We start from the raw sequence: 15,338 nt of genomic DNA, 5'->3' as shown, positions 1-15,338 counted from the left end.
CCAGGGTCAGCCGCTGACCGCCAGCGCGTCGATCTCCACCAGCATCTCCGGGTGCGGCAGGCCGACGAACACCGTGGTGCGGCAGGGCAGCTCGCCGCTCGGCACGTGCTCGGCGACGAACGCGCCGTACGCCTCGTTCATGGCCGGGAAGAGGGACTGGTCGGTGAGGTAGACGCGGAACATGAGCACGTCCGCCACCGACGAGCCGCCGGCCTCGAGGATCGCGCGGACGTTCTCCAGGGTCCGCAGGGTCTGCGCGGCCACGTCGCCGTGGGCGACGTAGGCGCCGGTGTCGGGGTCCATCGGGCCCTGCCCGGACACCTGCAGCAGGCCGCCCTTGCGGATCCCCTGGCTGAAGACGTGCGCCGGGGCCGGCGCCCGGTCGGTGCGCACCACGGACGTGGTCATGTGCTCCTCCGTTCGTTCGATGGGGGTCGCCAGCCGCAGTCGGCCGAGATCTCGCCGGTGACGGCGAGCAGGCCGGGGAGCAGGTCGAGCAGCTGGTCGTAGGTCAGCACGATGTCGGGCACCGAGACCGAGACCGCGGCGACGACCTTCCCGGCCGCGTCGCGGACCCCGGCGGCGATGCAGTTGATCGACGGCTCGTTCTCCTCGCGGTCGCTCGCCCAGCCCTGCGCGCGCACGGTGGCGAGCTCCGCGACGTACGCGGGCTCGTCGGTGATCGTCCGCGGCGTGACGGGCGGGTACGTCAGCCGCGGCAGCAGCTGGGCCAGCTCGGCCTCGGACAGGCCCGCGACCAGCACTTTCCCCGCCGCCGTCGAGTGCACGGGCCCGCGCAGCCCGATCCGCGACGCCATCCGGACATGGTCGTGCGACTCGAGCTTGTCGATGTAGACGATCTCGCCGCCGTCGAGCTCGGAGAGGTGGACGGTGCGGCCGTGCTCGCGGTTGAACCGCGCCAGGTGCGGGGCGGCGACGCTGCGCACCGCCCGCTGCTCCAGCCCGCGCGCCGACAGCTCGTGCACGCGCGAGCCGAGGTGGTAGCGGTGCCCGCGGTCGCGGTAGACGAAGTGCTCGTCGGCGAGGGTGCGCAGCAGCCGCAGCACCGTGGTCTTGTGCACGCCGACGACACCGGCGAGGTCGTCGAGCGAGGCGGGCCCGCGACCCAGCTCGACCAGGATCTGCAACGCCTTCCCCAAGCTCGCGCTCATGTCAGCACCTGGCTGTCGGCCCGCACTCGCACCGCGGCCCACGCGGCGTCGTCGAGGTCGAGGAGGGCGGGGTCGAGCGGGGGCGCGGTGTCGCCCGGCACGGTGAGCACGGCGGCCGCGCCGAGGTGGCCGCGCCGCAGGCACCGGCCGAGGTCCTCGCCCCGCAGCAGGCCGGTGATCAGGCCCGCCGCGAACGCGTCGCCCGCGCCCACCGGCTCGACGACCTCCACCGCGAGGGCCGGGCGGGCCACCACCTCCCCCACCCGGTCGATCGCCAGCGCGCGCCGCGGCCCGTCCTTCACGACGATCAGCCGCGGGCCGGGCAGCAGCGCCCGCAGCTGCCCGGGATCGGCGGTGCCGAACACCCGCGCCGCCTCGTCGCCGCCGGTGAGCACGACGTCGGCGTGCCCGGCCAGCGCCACCACGGTCGCAGGATCGCCGTCGGGCCACATCTGCTCGCGCCAGTTCACGTCGAAGGCGAGCAGGTGCGATCGCGGGCCGGTGACGAGCGCGTGCATCAACGCCGAGCAGCCCGGCGACAGCGCCGCGGTGATGCCGCTGACGTGCACGATCTCCGCCTGCGCGAGGCGCTCCGCGACGGCGGGGAGCTCCCGGAACCCCGGGTCCATCGCCGAGGCCGCCGAACCGGCCCGGCGGTAGACCATCGTGGTGGCGGGCTCGCCGTGCTCGTCGATCCCGGTGCGCTTGGCGTAGCGGCCGGTCGGCCGGTGGGGGTCGCGCTCGACCGCCCCCGTCTCCACGCCGGCGGCCGTGAGCGCGGCGAGCAGGATGTCACCCAGCGGGTCGGTGCCGAGCCGGCCGAGCCAGCTCACCCGCACCCCGGCGGCGGCGAGACCGACCGCGACGTTGGCCTCCGCGCCCGCCAACCGGGCATCGACGGGCTCGTCCACGTCTGCGACGAGCGCCAGCGCCTCGCCGAGGCACGCCACCTCGCACACGGCTCCCTGCACGTACGCCCCTCTCGACCCGGTACGGCCTCCGTTTGACGGGCCGGTGGCGGAATGTTACAACCCTTCGAGCAAAACACGCAATGCGTATTGCACAGAGTGCAACGGAGGAGCCGCATGCTGGACGAGCGACTGGGCATCGAGAAGTCGCTGCCCGGTGCAGCCGTCGGCGCCACCGTCGCGGAGTTCCTGGCCACGCGGCCGCGGCTCTCCGCGTTCGGCACGCCGCTGCTGGAGCTGTCCGGCCCCGTCCTCGACGCGAACGTCGCCCGGCTCGCGGACTGGTGCCGCGACCGCGGCCTCGCGCTCGCGCCGCACGGCAAGACCACGATGGCCCCCGCACTGTGGCAGCGGCAGCTGGCCGCCGGTGCCTGGGGCATCACGGTCGCCACCTGGTCCCAGGCCCGGGTCGCGGTGACCGCCGGGGTCCGTCGGGTGCTGGTGGCCAACGCCGTCGTCGACCCCGTGGGACTGGCCTGGCTGCGCGGCGCGCTGGACGCCGACGCGGAGCTGCAGGTCCTGGTCTGGGCCGACTCACCCGCGACGGTCGCCGCCACCGCGGCCGGGCTGGGCGCCGGCCGCCCGCTGGACGTGCTGGTCGAGCTGGGCGCCGACGGCGGCCGCACCGGTGCCCGCGACCAGGCCACCGCCCTCGCCGTGGCCGCCGCGATCGAGGCCAGCCCGGTGCTGCAGCTCGCCGGCGTCACCGGGTACGAGGGCTCCCTCGCGCACGGCACCGCCCCGGACGACCTCGCCCGCATCGCGGCCTACCTGCACGAGCTGGCCGAGCTGCACCGCGCGATCGGCGGGTCCGTGGTGTCCGCCGGCGGCAGCACGTTCTTCGACCAGGTCGCCGACGTGCTCGGCCCGCTGGCCGGCGACGGCGTCGAGGTCGTGCTGCGCTCGGGCGCCTACATCGTCCACGACGACGGCTTCTACCGGCAGGTCTCGCCGTTCTCCCGGGCCGGCGACCCGCTCGAGTCGGCCATGCACGTGTGGGCCCGCGTGATCTCCCGGCCCGAGCCCGGGCTCGCGCTGCTCGACGCTGGCAAGCGCGACGTCTCCTTCGACGAGGGCCTGCCCGAGCCGCAGCTGGCCGCGCCGGCGCTCGGCGCGCCGGCACGCCCGATCACCGGCGAGATCAGCGCGGTGGCCGACCAGCACGCGTTCCTGCGCCTCGACGCGGCCGACCCGCTCGCCGTCGGCGACGTCGTCCGGCTGGGCCTCTCCCACCCCTGCACCGCGCTGGACAAGTGGCGCTGGATCCCCGTCACCGACGGGACGGGCGCCGACCCGGCCGTGACCGACCTGGTCAGGACGTGGTTCTGATGCGCACCCTGATCCGCCGCGCGACCGTCGTCGACGGCAGCGAGACCGATCGCTTCCGCGCCGACGTGCTCGTCGACGGCGACCGGATCGCCGCCGTCGGCGACCTGGTCGCCGGCGCCGACCGCGAGATCGACGCGGGCGGGCTCGTCGTCGCGCCAGGGTTCGTCGACATGCACGCGCACTCCGACCTGGCACTGCTGTCCGACGGCGACCACCTGGCGAAGCTCGGCCAGGGCGTCACCACCGAGGTGCTCGGCCAGGACGGGTTGTCCTACGCGCCCGTCGACGATGCCGCGCTGGCCATGCTGCGCCGCAAGATCGCCGGCTGGAACGGTGACCCCGGCGCGGACGCGTTCACCTGGCGCAGCGTCGGGCAGTACCTGGACCGGCTCGACGCCGGCGTCCCCGGCAACGGCGCCTACCTGGTGCCGCACGGGGTGGTGCGGGCGCTCGTCGTCGGCTGGGAGGACGCGCCGGCCGCTGCCGCCGACGTCGCGGCCATGCAGGAGATCGTGCGCACGGCGATGGCAGAGGGGGCGGTCGGCCTGTCCGCCGGCCTCACCTACACGCCGGGCATGTACGCCGACAACGCCGAGCTGCTCGCACTGTGCACGACCGTCGGCGAGCTGGGCGGGTTCTTCGCCCCGCACCACCGCTCGTACGGGGCGGGCGCGCTGGAGGCCTACGCGGAGATGATCGATCTCTGCGAGCGCGCCGGCTGCGCGCTGCACCTCGCGCACGCGTGCATGAACTTCGGGCCCAACGCCGGCCGGGGTGGCGAGCTGGTCGCGCTGGTCGACGCCGCGCTCGACCGCGGCGTCGACATCACCCTCGACACCTACCCGTACCTGCCGGGAGCCACCACGCTCTCGGCGGTGCTACCGAGCTGGTCGCAGGCCGGCGGGCAGGACGCCACGCTGGCCCGGCTGCGCGATCCCGCGGCGCTCGACCGCATCCGCGACGACCTCGAGGTGCACGGCTCCGACGGCTGCCACGGCGTCGTCGCGGAGTGGCACACCATCGAGATCAGCGGGGTCGCGCACCCCGAGCTGGGCGACGCCGTCGGGCACACCGTGGCCGAGCTGGCCGAGCAGCGCGGCGCCGCACCGTTCGACGTGTTCGTCGACCTGCTCGTCCGCGACGACCTGGGCACCGGGATCCTGCAGCACGTCGGGCACGAGGAGAACGTGCGCACGATCATGGTGCACCGCCGGCACACCGGCGGCAGCGACGGCCTGCTGGTGGGCGCGAAGCCACACCCGCGGGCGTGGGGCACGTTCCCGCGCTACCTCGGCCACTACTGCCGTGACCTGGGGATGTTCTCCCTGGAGGAGTGCGTCGGGCACCTCACCGGACGGGCCGCGGCCCGGCTGCGGCTGGCCGACCGCGGCCTCGTCCGGCCCGGGTACGCCGCCGACCTGGTGCTCTTCGACCCCGACGCGGTCGCCGACACCGCCACCTTCACCGAACCGCGCCAGCAGCCGGCCGGCATCCCGTACGTGCTCGTGAACGGGGTACCCGCCATCGACGAGGGCCGCCGCACGGCGTCCCGGTCCGGCCGCGCACTGCGCCGACAGCCCGACGGGAGCACGAGATGACCGCGAGTTGCCCATCCCCGGACGGCGAGTTGCCCCGTTCAGGACCGCGAGTTGCCCCGTTCGGGACCGCGAGTTGCCCGTCCCTGGACGGCGAGTTGCCCGGATCGGGACGGCACCGGGTGTCCCGATCCGGCCAACTCGCCGTCCTGAACGGGGCAACTCGCGGCGGGGTGGACGGGGGCGAGCTGTGACACCCACTGCACTTCAGGGGCGGGTCATCGCCGTCGTGCGCGCCCCCGCCATCCCCGACGTCCACGGGCTCGTCGCCGCCCTCGCGGCCGGCGGCATCCCGACCGTCGAGCTCACCTTCACCACCCCCGACGTGCTGCGCCACGTCACCGCCGCACGGGACGCGGGCACACCGGTCGGCGTGGGCACCGTCCTGACCGCCGAGCAGGCGACGGCCGCGGTCGACGCCGGTGCGGCGTTCCTCGTCACCCCCGGCATCCGGGCGGAGGTGGCGGAGGTCGGGGTGGCGGCCGGCGTGCCGGTCTACCTCGGTGCGTTCACCCCCACCGAGGTCGCGGCCGCCGTGGACCTCGGCGCCACCGCCGTGAAGATCTTCCCGGCCGGGCTGCACGGCCCGCGCTACCTGTCCGACCTGCGCGGACCGTTCCCGGACGTGCCCCTGCTCCCGTCGGGCGGGGTCAACGAGCAGAACGCGGCCGCGTTCCTCGCCGCCGGCGCCGTCGCGGTCTGCGCCGGCACCGGGGTCGTCCCGCCGCAGGCCGTCGCGGCCGGCGACTGGGCCGACATCACCGCACGTGCCACAAGGTTCACCACCCTCATGGAAGGGCCGGGCTGATGCTCGACTGGTTGCAGCACACCACGCCGGGGTTGATCACCCTCGCCGTCGTGGGGATCGCCGTCCTCCTGTTCCTGATCATCAAGGTCAAGCTGGAGCCGTTCATCGCGCTGATCGTCGTCGGGCTGGCGGTCGCGCTGGTCGGCGGCGTCTCGGTGCCCGACCTCGTCGGCAGCCCGCTCAAGGCCAGCGACTCCATCCTGGAGAAGGGCTTTGCCGGCATCCTCGGCCACATCGCGCCGATCATCGGCCTGGGCACCGTGCTCGGCGCGATCATGGAACGCTCCGGCGGCGCCGACGTCCTCGCGTCGCGGCTGCTGGCGCTGTTCGGGCCGAAGGGTGCGCCGCTGGCCATGGGCCTGACCGGCCTCATCTTCGGCATCCCGGTCTTCTTCGACATCGGCATCTTCGTGCTCGCCCCGCTGGTCTACGTCGCGGCGCGCCGCGGCACCGGCTCGCTGGTCCGCTACGCCATGCCGATGCTCGCCGGGCTCTCCATGACCCACGCGTTCCTGCCGCCGCACCCCGGACCCGTCAACGCGGCCGGGCTGCTGCACGTCGACCTGGGCTGGATCATCCTGATGGGCTTCGCCTGCGGCATCCCGGCGTGGCTGGTCGCCGGCGTGTGGTGGGGCGGCTGGATCGGCAACCGCGTGCACGTCGACGTGCCCGAGACCGTCTCCGACACCGAGGGCGGGCGGGAGACCCCCGAGGAGGTCGACGAGGAGGTCGAGCCCACCGGGAGTGCCGGCACCACCACGGCCACCAGGACCGCGGTGCGCACCGCTCCCCCGTCGCTCGCGCTGATCTCCAGCCTCGTCGCCGTCCCGCTGGTGCTGATCCTGGGCGCCACGTTCGGCACCGTCGCCCTGCCCGACGGCAACGGGCTGCGGCTCGTGCTGACCCTCCTCGGCACCCCCACCATCGCGCTCACGATCGCCGTGCTGCTCGCGCTGTACCTGCTCGGCATCCGGCGCGGGATCAGCGCCACCGAGCTCGGCCGGATCACCGGCGAGTCGCTCAAGCCGATCGGCATGATCCTGCTGGTCGTCGGGGCCGGCGCGTTCTTCGGCGCGGTGCTGACCGCCACGGGCGTCGGCAAGGCCGTCGCCGGGTCGATGACCGCGATCGGGCTCCCCCTGATCGTCGCGGCGTACGTGATCAGCTGCGTGCTGCGGCTCGCCCAGGGCTCGGCCACCGTCGCGCTGACGCTGACCGCCGGCATCGTCGCGCCGCAGGTGGAGGCCGCCGGCTACAGCCAGGCGCAGGTCGCGCTGATCGTCATCGCGATCTCGGCCGGCTCGATCATCGCGAGCCACGTCAACGACGGCGGGTTCTGGATCGTGGCCCGCTACTTCAACATGTCGGTGCGCGACACGCTCGTCACCTGGACGACGCTGGAGACGATCCTGTCGGTCGTCGGGTTCGCGGCCGCTGGGTTGCTCTGGCTGGTCGTCTGACCCGGCCCCCAACCCGGCGCCCCTGTCCGGGTTCCACGATCGTGTACCAACCATGCGCTGCGGGGCACTAGTCTCGCAGCGCAGGGCAACAGGGGGCGCGATGAACGACGGGCAGGCGGCGCCGGCCGATCTGGCCGGGCGCATCGCTGCGCAGAGCGCCATCGCGGCCGCCCTCATCGACCTCGAGGGCCACCCGGCGCACACCCTGCTCACCGCGCCGGGCCTCACCGGCACCACAGAGCGGCGGTGGTCGGTCGGAAAGGCGCAGCTCGCCGCCCTGTGGGACGACTTCGCCCGCTACCAGACGGTCGTCGCGGCCGCCGGTGACACCGCCGATCCCGCCGAGCGGCAGCGGCTGCTCACGGGGCCGTCCGTCGAGGTCGGGCGCACGGTCGTCGCCGACCGCATCACCGGGCGCGAGGAGCAGGTCGAGCGCATCACCCTCGACGAGCTCACCGCGCGGATGGACCGCTCCTTCGGCGAGGTGCGCGACCTGCTGCGCGCCGTCCACGAGCAGCACCAGGCACACGTCGCCCGCACGACGCCGCTGGCCGAGAGCCTGAGCAGCGCCCGCCGGATCGCCGCCACCCTCGACGCCGAGGCGGAGACGATCCGCGCCCGCGCACTCAGCACCCGGCTGCACGAGCTGGGCGAGGCCGCCGCCCACGACCCGCTCGGCACGACCGAGGCCGCCGCGCTCGCCCGGCTCGACGCCATCGCGGCCGAGGTCGAGCAGCTCGCCGACCGGCTCACCACCGCCGCGCGCCTGCGTGGCGGCTGGGCCGCCGAGCTCGCCGAGGCCACCCGCGCCGTCACCGCCGTCGACGAGCTGCGGGGGCGCGCCGCCGCAGCTCGGGCACGTGCCGTCGAGATCGTCGTCGGGCCCGTCGCCGAGCTGCCCGAGGACCACGGCCGCGAGCTGCACAGCCGGCTCGCCGCGCTCGACCGCGGCAGCTGGACCACGCGCGCCACCGCCATGGCCGAGTTGCAGGCCGCGATCGCCGCGGCGACCGCCGAGCTCACCACCGCGCACCAGCTCGCCACCGGCCTCATCGACCGGCGCGCCGAGCTGCGCGGCCGCTACGAGGCCTACCGCGCCAAGTCGGTGCGGCTGGGTCGCGCTGAGGAACCCGAGGTGCTGCGTCTCGCCGACGAGGTGCGCGAACTGCTGTGGACCCGCCCCTGCGACCTGGCCGCCGCCACCCGCGCGCTCGCGGCCTACCAGCGGGCGCTCAACCAGGCGGGAACTGCCGCCACCACCCCCGAGGAGATCACGTGAGCTGCTCCGACTGCGGCGGTGCGGTGCAGGACGGCTTCTGCACCGAGTGCGGGCTGGCCGCTGCCTCTGCCCCGGCCGCGGCGCCGGCCGCATGCCCCGCGGGCTGCGGCGGCACCGTCCGTGACGGGTTCTGCGACACCTGCGGGCTGGCTGCCGGCAGCATCGCGCCCGCGGCTCGCCCGCTGCCGCCACGGCCGGCCGCGAACCCGCGTCCGGGCCGGCACGCCGCCGCATCCGCAGCCGGAGTGAGTGGGCCGGCCACGGCGCCGCAGCCGTCGCGGCCCGGCACCGGCTCGGTGCCCACCGACCGCTGGCAGGGGCCCGGCTCCGGACCGGTGTCCGGTCCGCTCTCGGCGCCGTCCGGGTCGATCTCCGGGCCGACCTCGGGACCCACGTCCGGCGGGCGGTCCCGCGCGTCCGGCCGCAGCGGCTCCTACGGCACCGGGTCGCGCGCGAACCGGGCGTCGCGGCGGGCGTCGGGGCGCACCGCGCGCGGCAGCGTCACGCTGCGCGGCCGGCTCGGCGCCGGGCTCGTCGACGTTCCTCCGGTGCCGGTGCGCGACCCGGCAAGCGCGCTGCTCACCGATCCGCAGGTGGCGGAGAACAAGCGGTACTGCAGCAAGTGCGGCGGGCCCGTCGGGCGCAGCCGCGGCGACCGCCCCGGCCGCACCCAGGGCTTCTGCCCCAAGGACGGCGCCCCGTTCGACTTCACGCCGAAGCTCACGCCGGGCACGCTCGTCGGCGGCCAGTACGAGGTGCAGGGCTGCCTCGCGCACGGCGGCCTCGGGTGGATCTACCTGGCGATCGACCGCAACGTCGAGAACCGCTGGTGCGTGCTGAAGGGCCTGCTCGACGCCGGCGACGCCGACGCGATGGCCGCCGCCGTCGCGGAGAAGAAGTTCCTCGCCCAGGTCAGCCACCCGAACATCGTCTCGATCTTCAACTTCGTCCAGCACCCCGACGAGAACGGCCAGCCCGTCGGCTACATCGTCATGGAGTACGTGGGCGGCGAGTCGCTCAAGCAGCTGCTGCAGGCGCGGCGCCGCCCCGACGGCAGCTACGCGCCGCTGCCCATCGGCCAGGCCATCGCGTACGCGCTGGAGATGCTGCCGGCGCTGGGCTACCTGCACGGGCTGGGGCTGGTCTACTGCGATTTCAAGCCCGACAACGTGATCCAGTTCGAGCGGCAGGTGAAGCTGATCGACCTCGGCGCGGTGATCCGCGCGGACGACATGTACTCGGCGGTGTTCGGCACCAACGGCTACCAGGCGCCGGAGATCACGAAGGACGGCCCGTCGGTCCAGTCCGACATCCACACGGTGGGCCGCTCGCTGGCCGTGCTGGCGCTCGGCATGACCCCGACGCGGGGCGGCAAGCCGGCGGAGCTGCCGGCCGATCATCCGGTCCTGATCAGGCACGAGTCGTTCCACCGGCTGCTGCGCCGCGCGACCGATCCCGATCCGCTGCGCCGGTTCGAGTCCGCCGACGAGATGCACGACCAGCTCGCCGGCGTCCTGCGCGAGGTGCTCTCCACCGACGACGGGCAGCCGCGCCCCGGCGTCTCCACCGTGTTCGGGCTGCCCCGTGGCACGTACGCCGCCACCCTGCTGGCCGGTGAGCAGGGGCCGGGCCGGCCCGACCCGGCACGGGTGGCGGCCACCCTGCCCATCCCGCTGGCCGAGGGCGACGACCCGGCTGCGGCGCTGGTGGCGTCGGCCGACGTCGACCGCGCGGAGGTGCTGCGGATCGTCGAGGCCGCGGCGTCGCCGAGCACCGAGCTGCGGCTGCGGCTCGTCCGCGCCCACCTCGACGAGGGCGACCACGACGCCGCGCACGACGTGCTCGACCGGCTCGCCGCCGAGGAGCCCGACGACTGGCGGCTCGACTGGTACCGCGGGGTCGCCGCGCTGGTGGAGGGTGACGCCGACGCGGCCTGCGCCGAGTTCGACACCGTGTACTCCACGCTGCCCGGGGAGATCGCCCCGAAGCTCGCACTCGCCGCAGCGGCCGAGTGCGCCGGCCGCGACGATCTCGCGGGCCCGTTCTACACCCTGATCGCGCGCCCCGACCCGGGCATCGCCGACGCCGCGTTCGGCCGGGCCCGGGTGGCGCTCCGCGCCGGCGACCGCGACGGCGCCACCGCAGCGCTCGACGCCATCCCCGAGACGTCGGCGACCTACGTCACGGCGCAGCTCGCCGCCGTCGAGGCCGGGCTGGCCGGCGGGGGCGGCGAGGCGGAGCTGCGCAAGGGCGCGGCCCGGGTGGAGCGGCTCGAGCTCGACCCGGCCACCGCCAACCGGGTGCGCGCCACCCTGCTCGACGCGGCCGTCGCGCTGCACCCGAACGGTGGGCCGAGGTTCCTGGGCTGCGACTGGCACGAACCCGATCTCCGGGCCGGGCTGGAGCGGTGCCTGCGCACGTCGGCGCGGCTCACGTCCGACCGGGCGGAGCGGATCGCGCTCGTCGACAAGGCCAACGCGGTCCGACCGAGGACCTTCACGTGACTACAGAGGTGACGACGGACGTGACCCAGACCTGCCCGCACTGCGGGGAACAGGTGGGCCCGAGCGACCAGTTCTGCGAGAACTGCGGAGGTGGGCTGCGGGTCCTCCGCGGCGCGACCGCCGACCACGTGGGCGCCGCGTCGACGGTGTGCCGCTCCTGCGGCCGCGAGGTCGACGCGCTCGACCCCGACGAGCCGGGCGACCAGTACTGCCCCGACTGCGGCGCACTGCGCGACGACGGCACCGACCACATCGACATCGACCTCGGCACCATCGCCGGCGTCAGCGACCGGGGCCTGCTGCACGCCCGCAACGAGGACGCGATGGCGCTCGGGATCCGGGCGGCCACCACCAGCGCACCGGCTGTCCTGGCCGCCGTGGTCTGCGACGGGGTGTCCAGCGTGGACCGGCCGCAGCTGGCGTCACGGGCGGCCACCGCGAGCGCGCTCGACGTGCTGCTCACCGAGCGGAACCCCGACGTCACCGCCACCGCGCACATCCAGACCGCGGTGTCGGCGGCCGCGCAGGCCATCGCCGGGCTGCCCTACGACTCCGGCCGCGGCGCGCCGTCGTGCACGCTGGTGGCGGCACTGGTCGAAGGGACCGAGTTCGCGGACATCACGGTGGCGTGGGTGGGCGACAGCCGCGCGTACTGGCTCACCGCGCCCGGCGGCGAGGAGCGCAGCACCGTGCTCACCACCGATCACTCGTGGGCCGTCGAGATCGTGGCGCTGGGCGAGCTGGACGAGGCCACCGCGGCCGCCGACCCGCGCGCCCACGCGATCACCCGCTGGATGGGTGCCGACGCCAGCGATGCCCCGAGCGTCACCCAGCTGCGGCCAGCCGGGCCCGGGGTGCTGCTGCTGTGCAGCGACGGGCTGTGGAACTACCTCCCGGAGGCGGCCGACCTCGCCAGCGCCGCGTTCGCGGCCGGCGCGACCCCGTACGAGATGGCCACCGAGCTCACGCAGTACGCGCTGGACAGCGGGGGCCGCGACAACATCACCGTGGTCGCGCTGCCGGTCGTGCCGGGAACGGACAGCGGCGTCGAGAACAGCACCGCGGAGACCAGCCCCGTACGCAACGGTGTCGGGCATGGAGGGGGCGAGCAGTGACCGCTGCAGAGGAATCCGGGTTCACCGTCGACGTCGACCTGAACCCGTACCTGGCCGAGGGCGCCACACAGGTGGACGCCGTCGTCACCGTGACCGGGCCGCCGGCCGGCAGTGCGGCACCCACGTCGGCGCTGGAGATCATCGTCGTCGACTGCTCGTCGTCGATGTCCGGGCACAAGATCCGGGCCGCGCAGCAGGCCGCGTCGGCGGCCGTGGGGGTGCTGCGCGACGGCGTCACGTTCGCGATCATCGCCGGCACCCAGACCGCCACGCAGGTCTACCCGGCGCAGGGCACCGCCGTCGCCGACACCGAGACGCGTGCCGCCGCAGCACGGGCGATCGCGACGATGCGCGCCAACGGCGGCACCGGCATCGGATCGTGGCTGGTGCTGTCCGGACAGATCGCGGCGAGCTCGTCGGCGGCGGTGAAGCACGCGATCCTCTTGACCGACGGGCAGAACGGCGAGACCGACCGCGTGTTCACGCGCGCGCTCGAGTCCGTCACCGGGGCGTTCGTGTGCGACTGCCGCGGCGTCGGCACCGACTGGAAGGTCTCCGAGCTGCGGCGGATCTCCTCGGCGCTGCTCGGCACCGTCGACATCGTCGCCGATCCCGACGACCTCGCCGACGACTTCGCCGCGATCATGAACACGTCGATGGGCAAGACCGTCTCCGAGGTGGCGCTGCGGCTGTGGGTGCCGCGCGGCGGGGCGGTGCGGTTCGTCAAGCAGGTCACGCCGTCGGTGGAGGACCTCACCGGTCGGCGCACGGACGTCTCGGAGCTCGTCGGCGACTACCCGCTCGGCGCGTGGGGTGAGGAGAGCCGCGACTACCACGTGAGTGTCGACGTCGCCCCCGGCGGCGTGCAGCAGAAGAAGCTGGCCGCGCGGGTCACGCTGGTGCGGGCCGGCTCGGACGAGCAGCTCGGCGGGGGCATGGTCGTCGTCGAGTGGACCGACGACCCGGCGCTCTCCACGCGCATCAACCGCAGCGTCGCCGTCCACACCGGGCAGGCCGAACTGGCCGAGGCCATCCAGGAAGGGCTCGCCGCGCGCAAGGCCGGCGACGAGGCCCGCGCCACCGCGCGGCTCGGCCGCGCCGCCCAACTGGCCGACGAGCTCGGCAACGAGGGCACCGCGCGGCTCCTCGCCCGCGTCGTCGACGTCGTCGACGCACCCAGCGGCACCGTCCGGCTGCGGGCCGGGGTCAGCGAGGCCGACGAGATGACGCTCGACACCCGATCCACCAAGACCGTGCGGGTCCGCCCGGAAGGGGCGTGACGGCATGGCCGCCTGCTCCGAGTGCGGCGCCGCCAGTCGCGCCACCGACTTCTGCGACAACTGCGGGGCCGCGCTCGGCGCACCGACCCCCGCCCCGCCGAAGCCCGCCGCCCCGGCTCCGCCCGCAGCTGAGGAGTGCGCGGCGTGCGGTGCCGTGCGCTACGGGCGGTTCTGCGAGGAGTGCGGGCACGACGCGACCCAACCCGTCCCCGAAGGCGGGGTGGCCGTCCCGACCCCGGCACCGGCCGCGCCGCCCCAGGAGACCTGGACGGCCGTCGTCTCCGCGGACCGCGCCTGGTTCGAGGAGGTCCGCGCCCGCAACGGTCCCGACGCGGCCGGCCTCGCGTTCCCCCAGTTCTGCCCCGAACGCCGCTTCCCGCTCGTCGGACGGCAGCTGACGATCGGGCGACGCAGCCGGCAGCGCGGCGTCGAACCCGAGATCGACCTGACCGGCCCGCCGCTCGATCCCGGCGTCTCCACCGTGCACGCGATGCTCGTCCCGGCACCGGACACCGGGTGGCAGGTCGTCGACCTCGACTCCACCAACGGCACCACCGTCGGCGACGGCAACCCCCTCCTCACCCCCAACACCCCCCGCCGCCTCGCCGACGGCGACCGCATCAAGATCGGCGCCTGGACCATCATCACGGTCCACCGCGACTGAGGCCCGGATCGGCACCGCGAGTTGCCCGGACCGGGACCGCGAGTTGTCCAGATCGGGACCGCGAGTTGCCCCGATCAGGACCGCGAGTTGCCCGGGTCGGGACCGCGAGTTGCCCCGTTCAGGACCGCGAGTCGCCCCGACCCGTACGGCGGGTTCCTGCGATCACCACGTGTATCCACGCGCCGCGAAGGCTGCCCTCAGCTCGCGAAGCAGCCGACCGAGGTCGCCGAGGTCGGCTGCCCTCGATCGGATGACGATCCATCCACGCTTGCACAGATCGATCTCGCGGAGCCGGTCCGCCTCCTCGCGTCCGACGTGGGCCGCATACCCGTCGTGCTCCACGGCGATCCGCAGCGACGGCCACGCCAGGTCGACGAGGTAGTGGACCGTCCCGTCGGGCCCCGTCACCGGCCAGTTGACCTCCGGGATCGGGAAGCCGGCATCCACAAGCCCCCATCGAAGCCAACTCTCGGCAGGTGATCGGGACCGGGGCGACGCAAGATCGAGGAGGAGCGCAGCCCGCACGGTGCCCCGCGGGTCGAGACGGCTGCCGATCTGCGTGGCGATCGCCGAGCGCAGCTGCTCCGGTTCGGCTCCGGCGTTCCGCAGGGCTTCGTCGGCCAGCGCGAGGCCGTCCTGCGCGCGGACCGAGCACAACAGATCTGACAGGACGCGGTCCAGCGCCAGCACGCGGAGTCCGAGTACGTCCACCACGTCGCGGGAGAACATCCCGCGGTGGTGGACGACGAGCCCTGGCCGTTGCTTCAACGTGCGCCCAGGGCGGACGGTGATGTGCACGGCCGCGTCCTCGACGGCTCGGCATCCGTGCAGCCACGCGGCAGTCGGACCGGACAGCGCCGCGTCGTCGCCGGCGACGAGGAGCGCCGCCGCACCCCGGGTCAGGGGGTCCAGGAATCGAGACCCGTCGACGACGACGTTCGTCCAGAGCGGTCGGAGTACGCCTGACTTGATCGCGGTGCGCAATCGGCGATCGCCCAGAGCAGCGAGCGCCTCGCCGCGGCGGTGGGCACCGTGCAGGCCGGAAGGTGTGTCCATGTACCGACCGTGACGCGCATCGGGGCGGCGTGGGAACGATCATGAAAACCTGTGGATGTACTGACGAGTTGGGGACAACTCGCGGTACCGCCCCGGGCAACTCGCCGT

At 74.5% G+C, this 15,338-nt stretch carries 13 protein-coding genes; 9 read left to right on the top strand and 4 right to left on the bottom strand.

Annotation, left to right across the window (positions count from 1 at the left end; all coding sequences use genetic code 11):
* Positions 1-6: 6 nt before the first annotated feature.
* Genes ACQEVB_RS17500 through ACQEVB_RS17490 form a run of 3 tightly spaced genes read right to left on the bottom strand, consistent with a single transcriptional unit; the run spans position 7 to position 2,143 of the window.
* Positions 7-408 (bottom strand): RidA family protein, encoded by a 402-nt coding sequence (locus ACQEVB_RS17500; protein ID WP_432972161.1) that lies wholly within the window; start codon positions 406-408, stop codon positions 7-9.
* Positions 405-1,172 (bottom strand): IclR family transcriptional regulator, encoded by a 768-nt coding sequence (locus ACQEVB_RS17495; protein WP_432972158.1) that lies wholly within the window; start codon positions 1,170-1,172, stop codon positions 405-407. Before ACQEVB_RS17495 ends, ACQEVB_RS17500 begins: the two co-directional genes overlap by 4 nt.
* Positions 1,169-2,143 (bottom strand): sugar kinase, encoded by a 975-nt coding sequence (locus tag ACQEVB_RS17490; RefSeq protein WP_432972155.1) that lies wholly within the window; start codon positions 2,141-2,143, stop codon positions 1,169-1,171. Before ACQEVB_RS17490 ends, ACQEVB_RS17495 begins: the two co-directional genes overlap by 4 nt.
* Before the next feature lie 114 nt (positions 2,144-2,257).
* Here ACQEVB_RS17490 and ACQEVB_RS17485 point away from each other — a divergent pair, with 114 nt between their 5' ends.
* The 9 genes from ACQEVB_RS17485 (at position 2,258) to ACQEVB_RS17445 (ending at position 14,174) form a co-directional block, all read left to right on the top strand.
* Positions 2,258-3,469 (top strand): alanine racemase, encoded by a 1,212-nt coding sequence (locus ACQEVB_RS17485; protein ID WP_432972152.1) that lies wholly within the window; start codon positions 2,258-2,260, stop codon positions 3,467-3,469.
* A complete protein-coding gene (locus ACQEVB_RS17480) occupies positions 3,469-5,067 on the top strand; it encodes an N-acyl-D-amino-acid deacylase family protein (RefSeq protein ID WP_432972149.1) in 1,599 nt (532 codons plus the stop codon). The genes ACQEVB_RS17485 and ACQEVB_RS17480 overlap by 1 nt, the downstream gene beginning before the upstream one ends.
* A 187-nt stretch (positions 5,068-5,254) precedes the next feature.
* The gene (locus ACQEVB_RS17475; protein WP_432972146.1) at positions 5,255-5,872 is read left to right on the top strand and encodes a bifunctional 4-hydroxy-2-oxoglutarate aldolase/2-dehydro-3-deoxy-phosphogluconate aldolase; all 618 of its coding nucleotides are present in this window, start codon (positions 5,255-5,257) and stop codon (positions 5,870-5,872) included.
* Positions 5,872-7,332: a GntP family permease gene (locus tag ACQEVB_RS17470; protein WP_432972143.1), complete on the top strand. Its 1,461-nt coding sequence runs from the start codon at positions 5,872-5,874 to the stop codon at positions 7,330-7,332. The genes ACQEVB_RS17475 and ACQEVB_RS17470 overlap by 1 nt, the downstream gene beginning before the upstream one ends.
* A gap of 100 nt (positions 7,333-7,432) precedes the next feature.
* Complete coding sequence (locus ACQEVB_RS17465; protein WP_432972140.1) at positions 7,433-8,611, top strand: hypothetical protein; 1,179 nt, start codon at positions 7,433-7,435, stop codon at positions 8,609-8,611.
* On the top strand, positions 8,608-11,115 hold the full coding sequence (locus tag ACQEVB_RS17460; RefSeq protein ID WP_432972137.1) for a tetratricopeptide repeat protein: 2,508 nt from the start codon (positions 8,608-8,610) through the stop codon (positions 11,113-11,115). The genes ACQEVB_RS17465 and ACQEVB_RS17460 overlap by 4 nt, the downstream gene beginning before the upstream one ends.
* On the top strand, positions 11,112-12,230 hold the full coding sequence (locus ACQEVB_RS17455; RefSeq protein ID WP_432972134.1) for a PP2C family serine/threonine-protein phosphatase: 1,119 nt from the start codon (positions 11,112-11,114) through the stop codon (positions 12,228-12,230). Before ACQEVB_RS17460 ends, ACQEVB_RS17455 begins: the two co-directional genes overlap by 4 nt.
* Positions 12,227-13,510 carry a VWA domain-containing protein gene (locus tag ACQEVB_RS17450; protein ID WP_432972131.1) on the top strand — a complete coding sequence of 428 codons (1,284 nt, stop codon included), beginning with the start codon at positions 12,227-12,229 and terminating at the stop codon, positions 13,508-13,510. The genes ACQEVB_RS17455 and ACQEVB_RS17450 overlap by 4 nt, the downstream gene beginning before the upstream one ends.
* 4 nt (positions 13,511-13,514) lie before the next feature.
* The gene (locus ACQEVB_RS17445; protein ID WP_432972128.1) at positions 13,515-14,174 is read left to right on the top strand and encodes an FHA domain-containing protein; all 660 of its coding nucleotides are present in this window, start codon (positions 13,515-13,517) and stop codon (positions 14,172-14,174) included.
* Positions 14,175-14,336: 162 nt separating this feature from the next.
* Here the strand turns inward: ACQEVB_RS17445 and ACQEVB_RS17440 are convergent, their stop codons facing one another.
* On the bottom strand, positions 14,337-15,230 hold the full coding sequence (locus ACQEVB_RS17440) for a DUF559 domain-containing protein (protein ID WP_432972125.1): 894 nt from the start codon (positions 15,228-15,230) through the stop codon (positions 14,337-14,339).
* Between the last annotated feature and the right edge of the window lie 108 nt (positions 15,231-15,338).

Origin of the sequence: Pseudonocardia sp. CA-107938 (genome assembly GCF_050936315.1) — a bacterium.
In the GTDB taxonomy this organism is placed as follows: domain Bacteria; phylum Actinomycetota; class Actinomycetes; order Mycobacteriales; family Pseudonocardiaceae; genus Pseudonocardia.
This window is presented reverse-complemented; position numbering and strand designations above follow the sequence as displayed.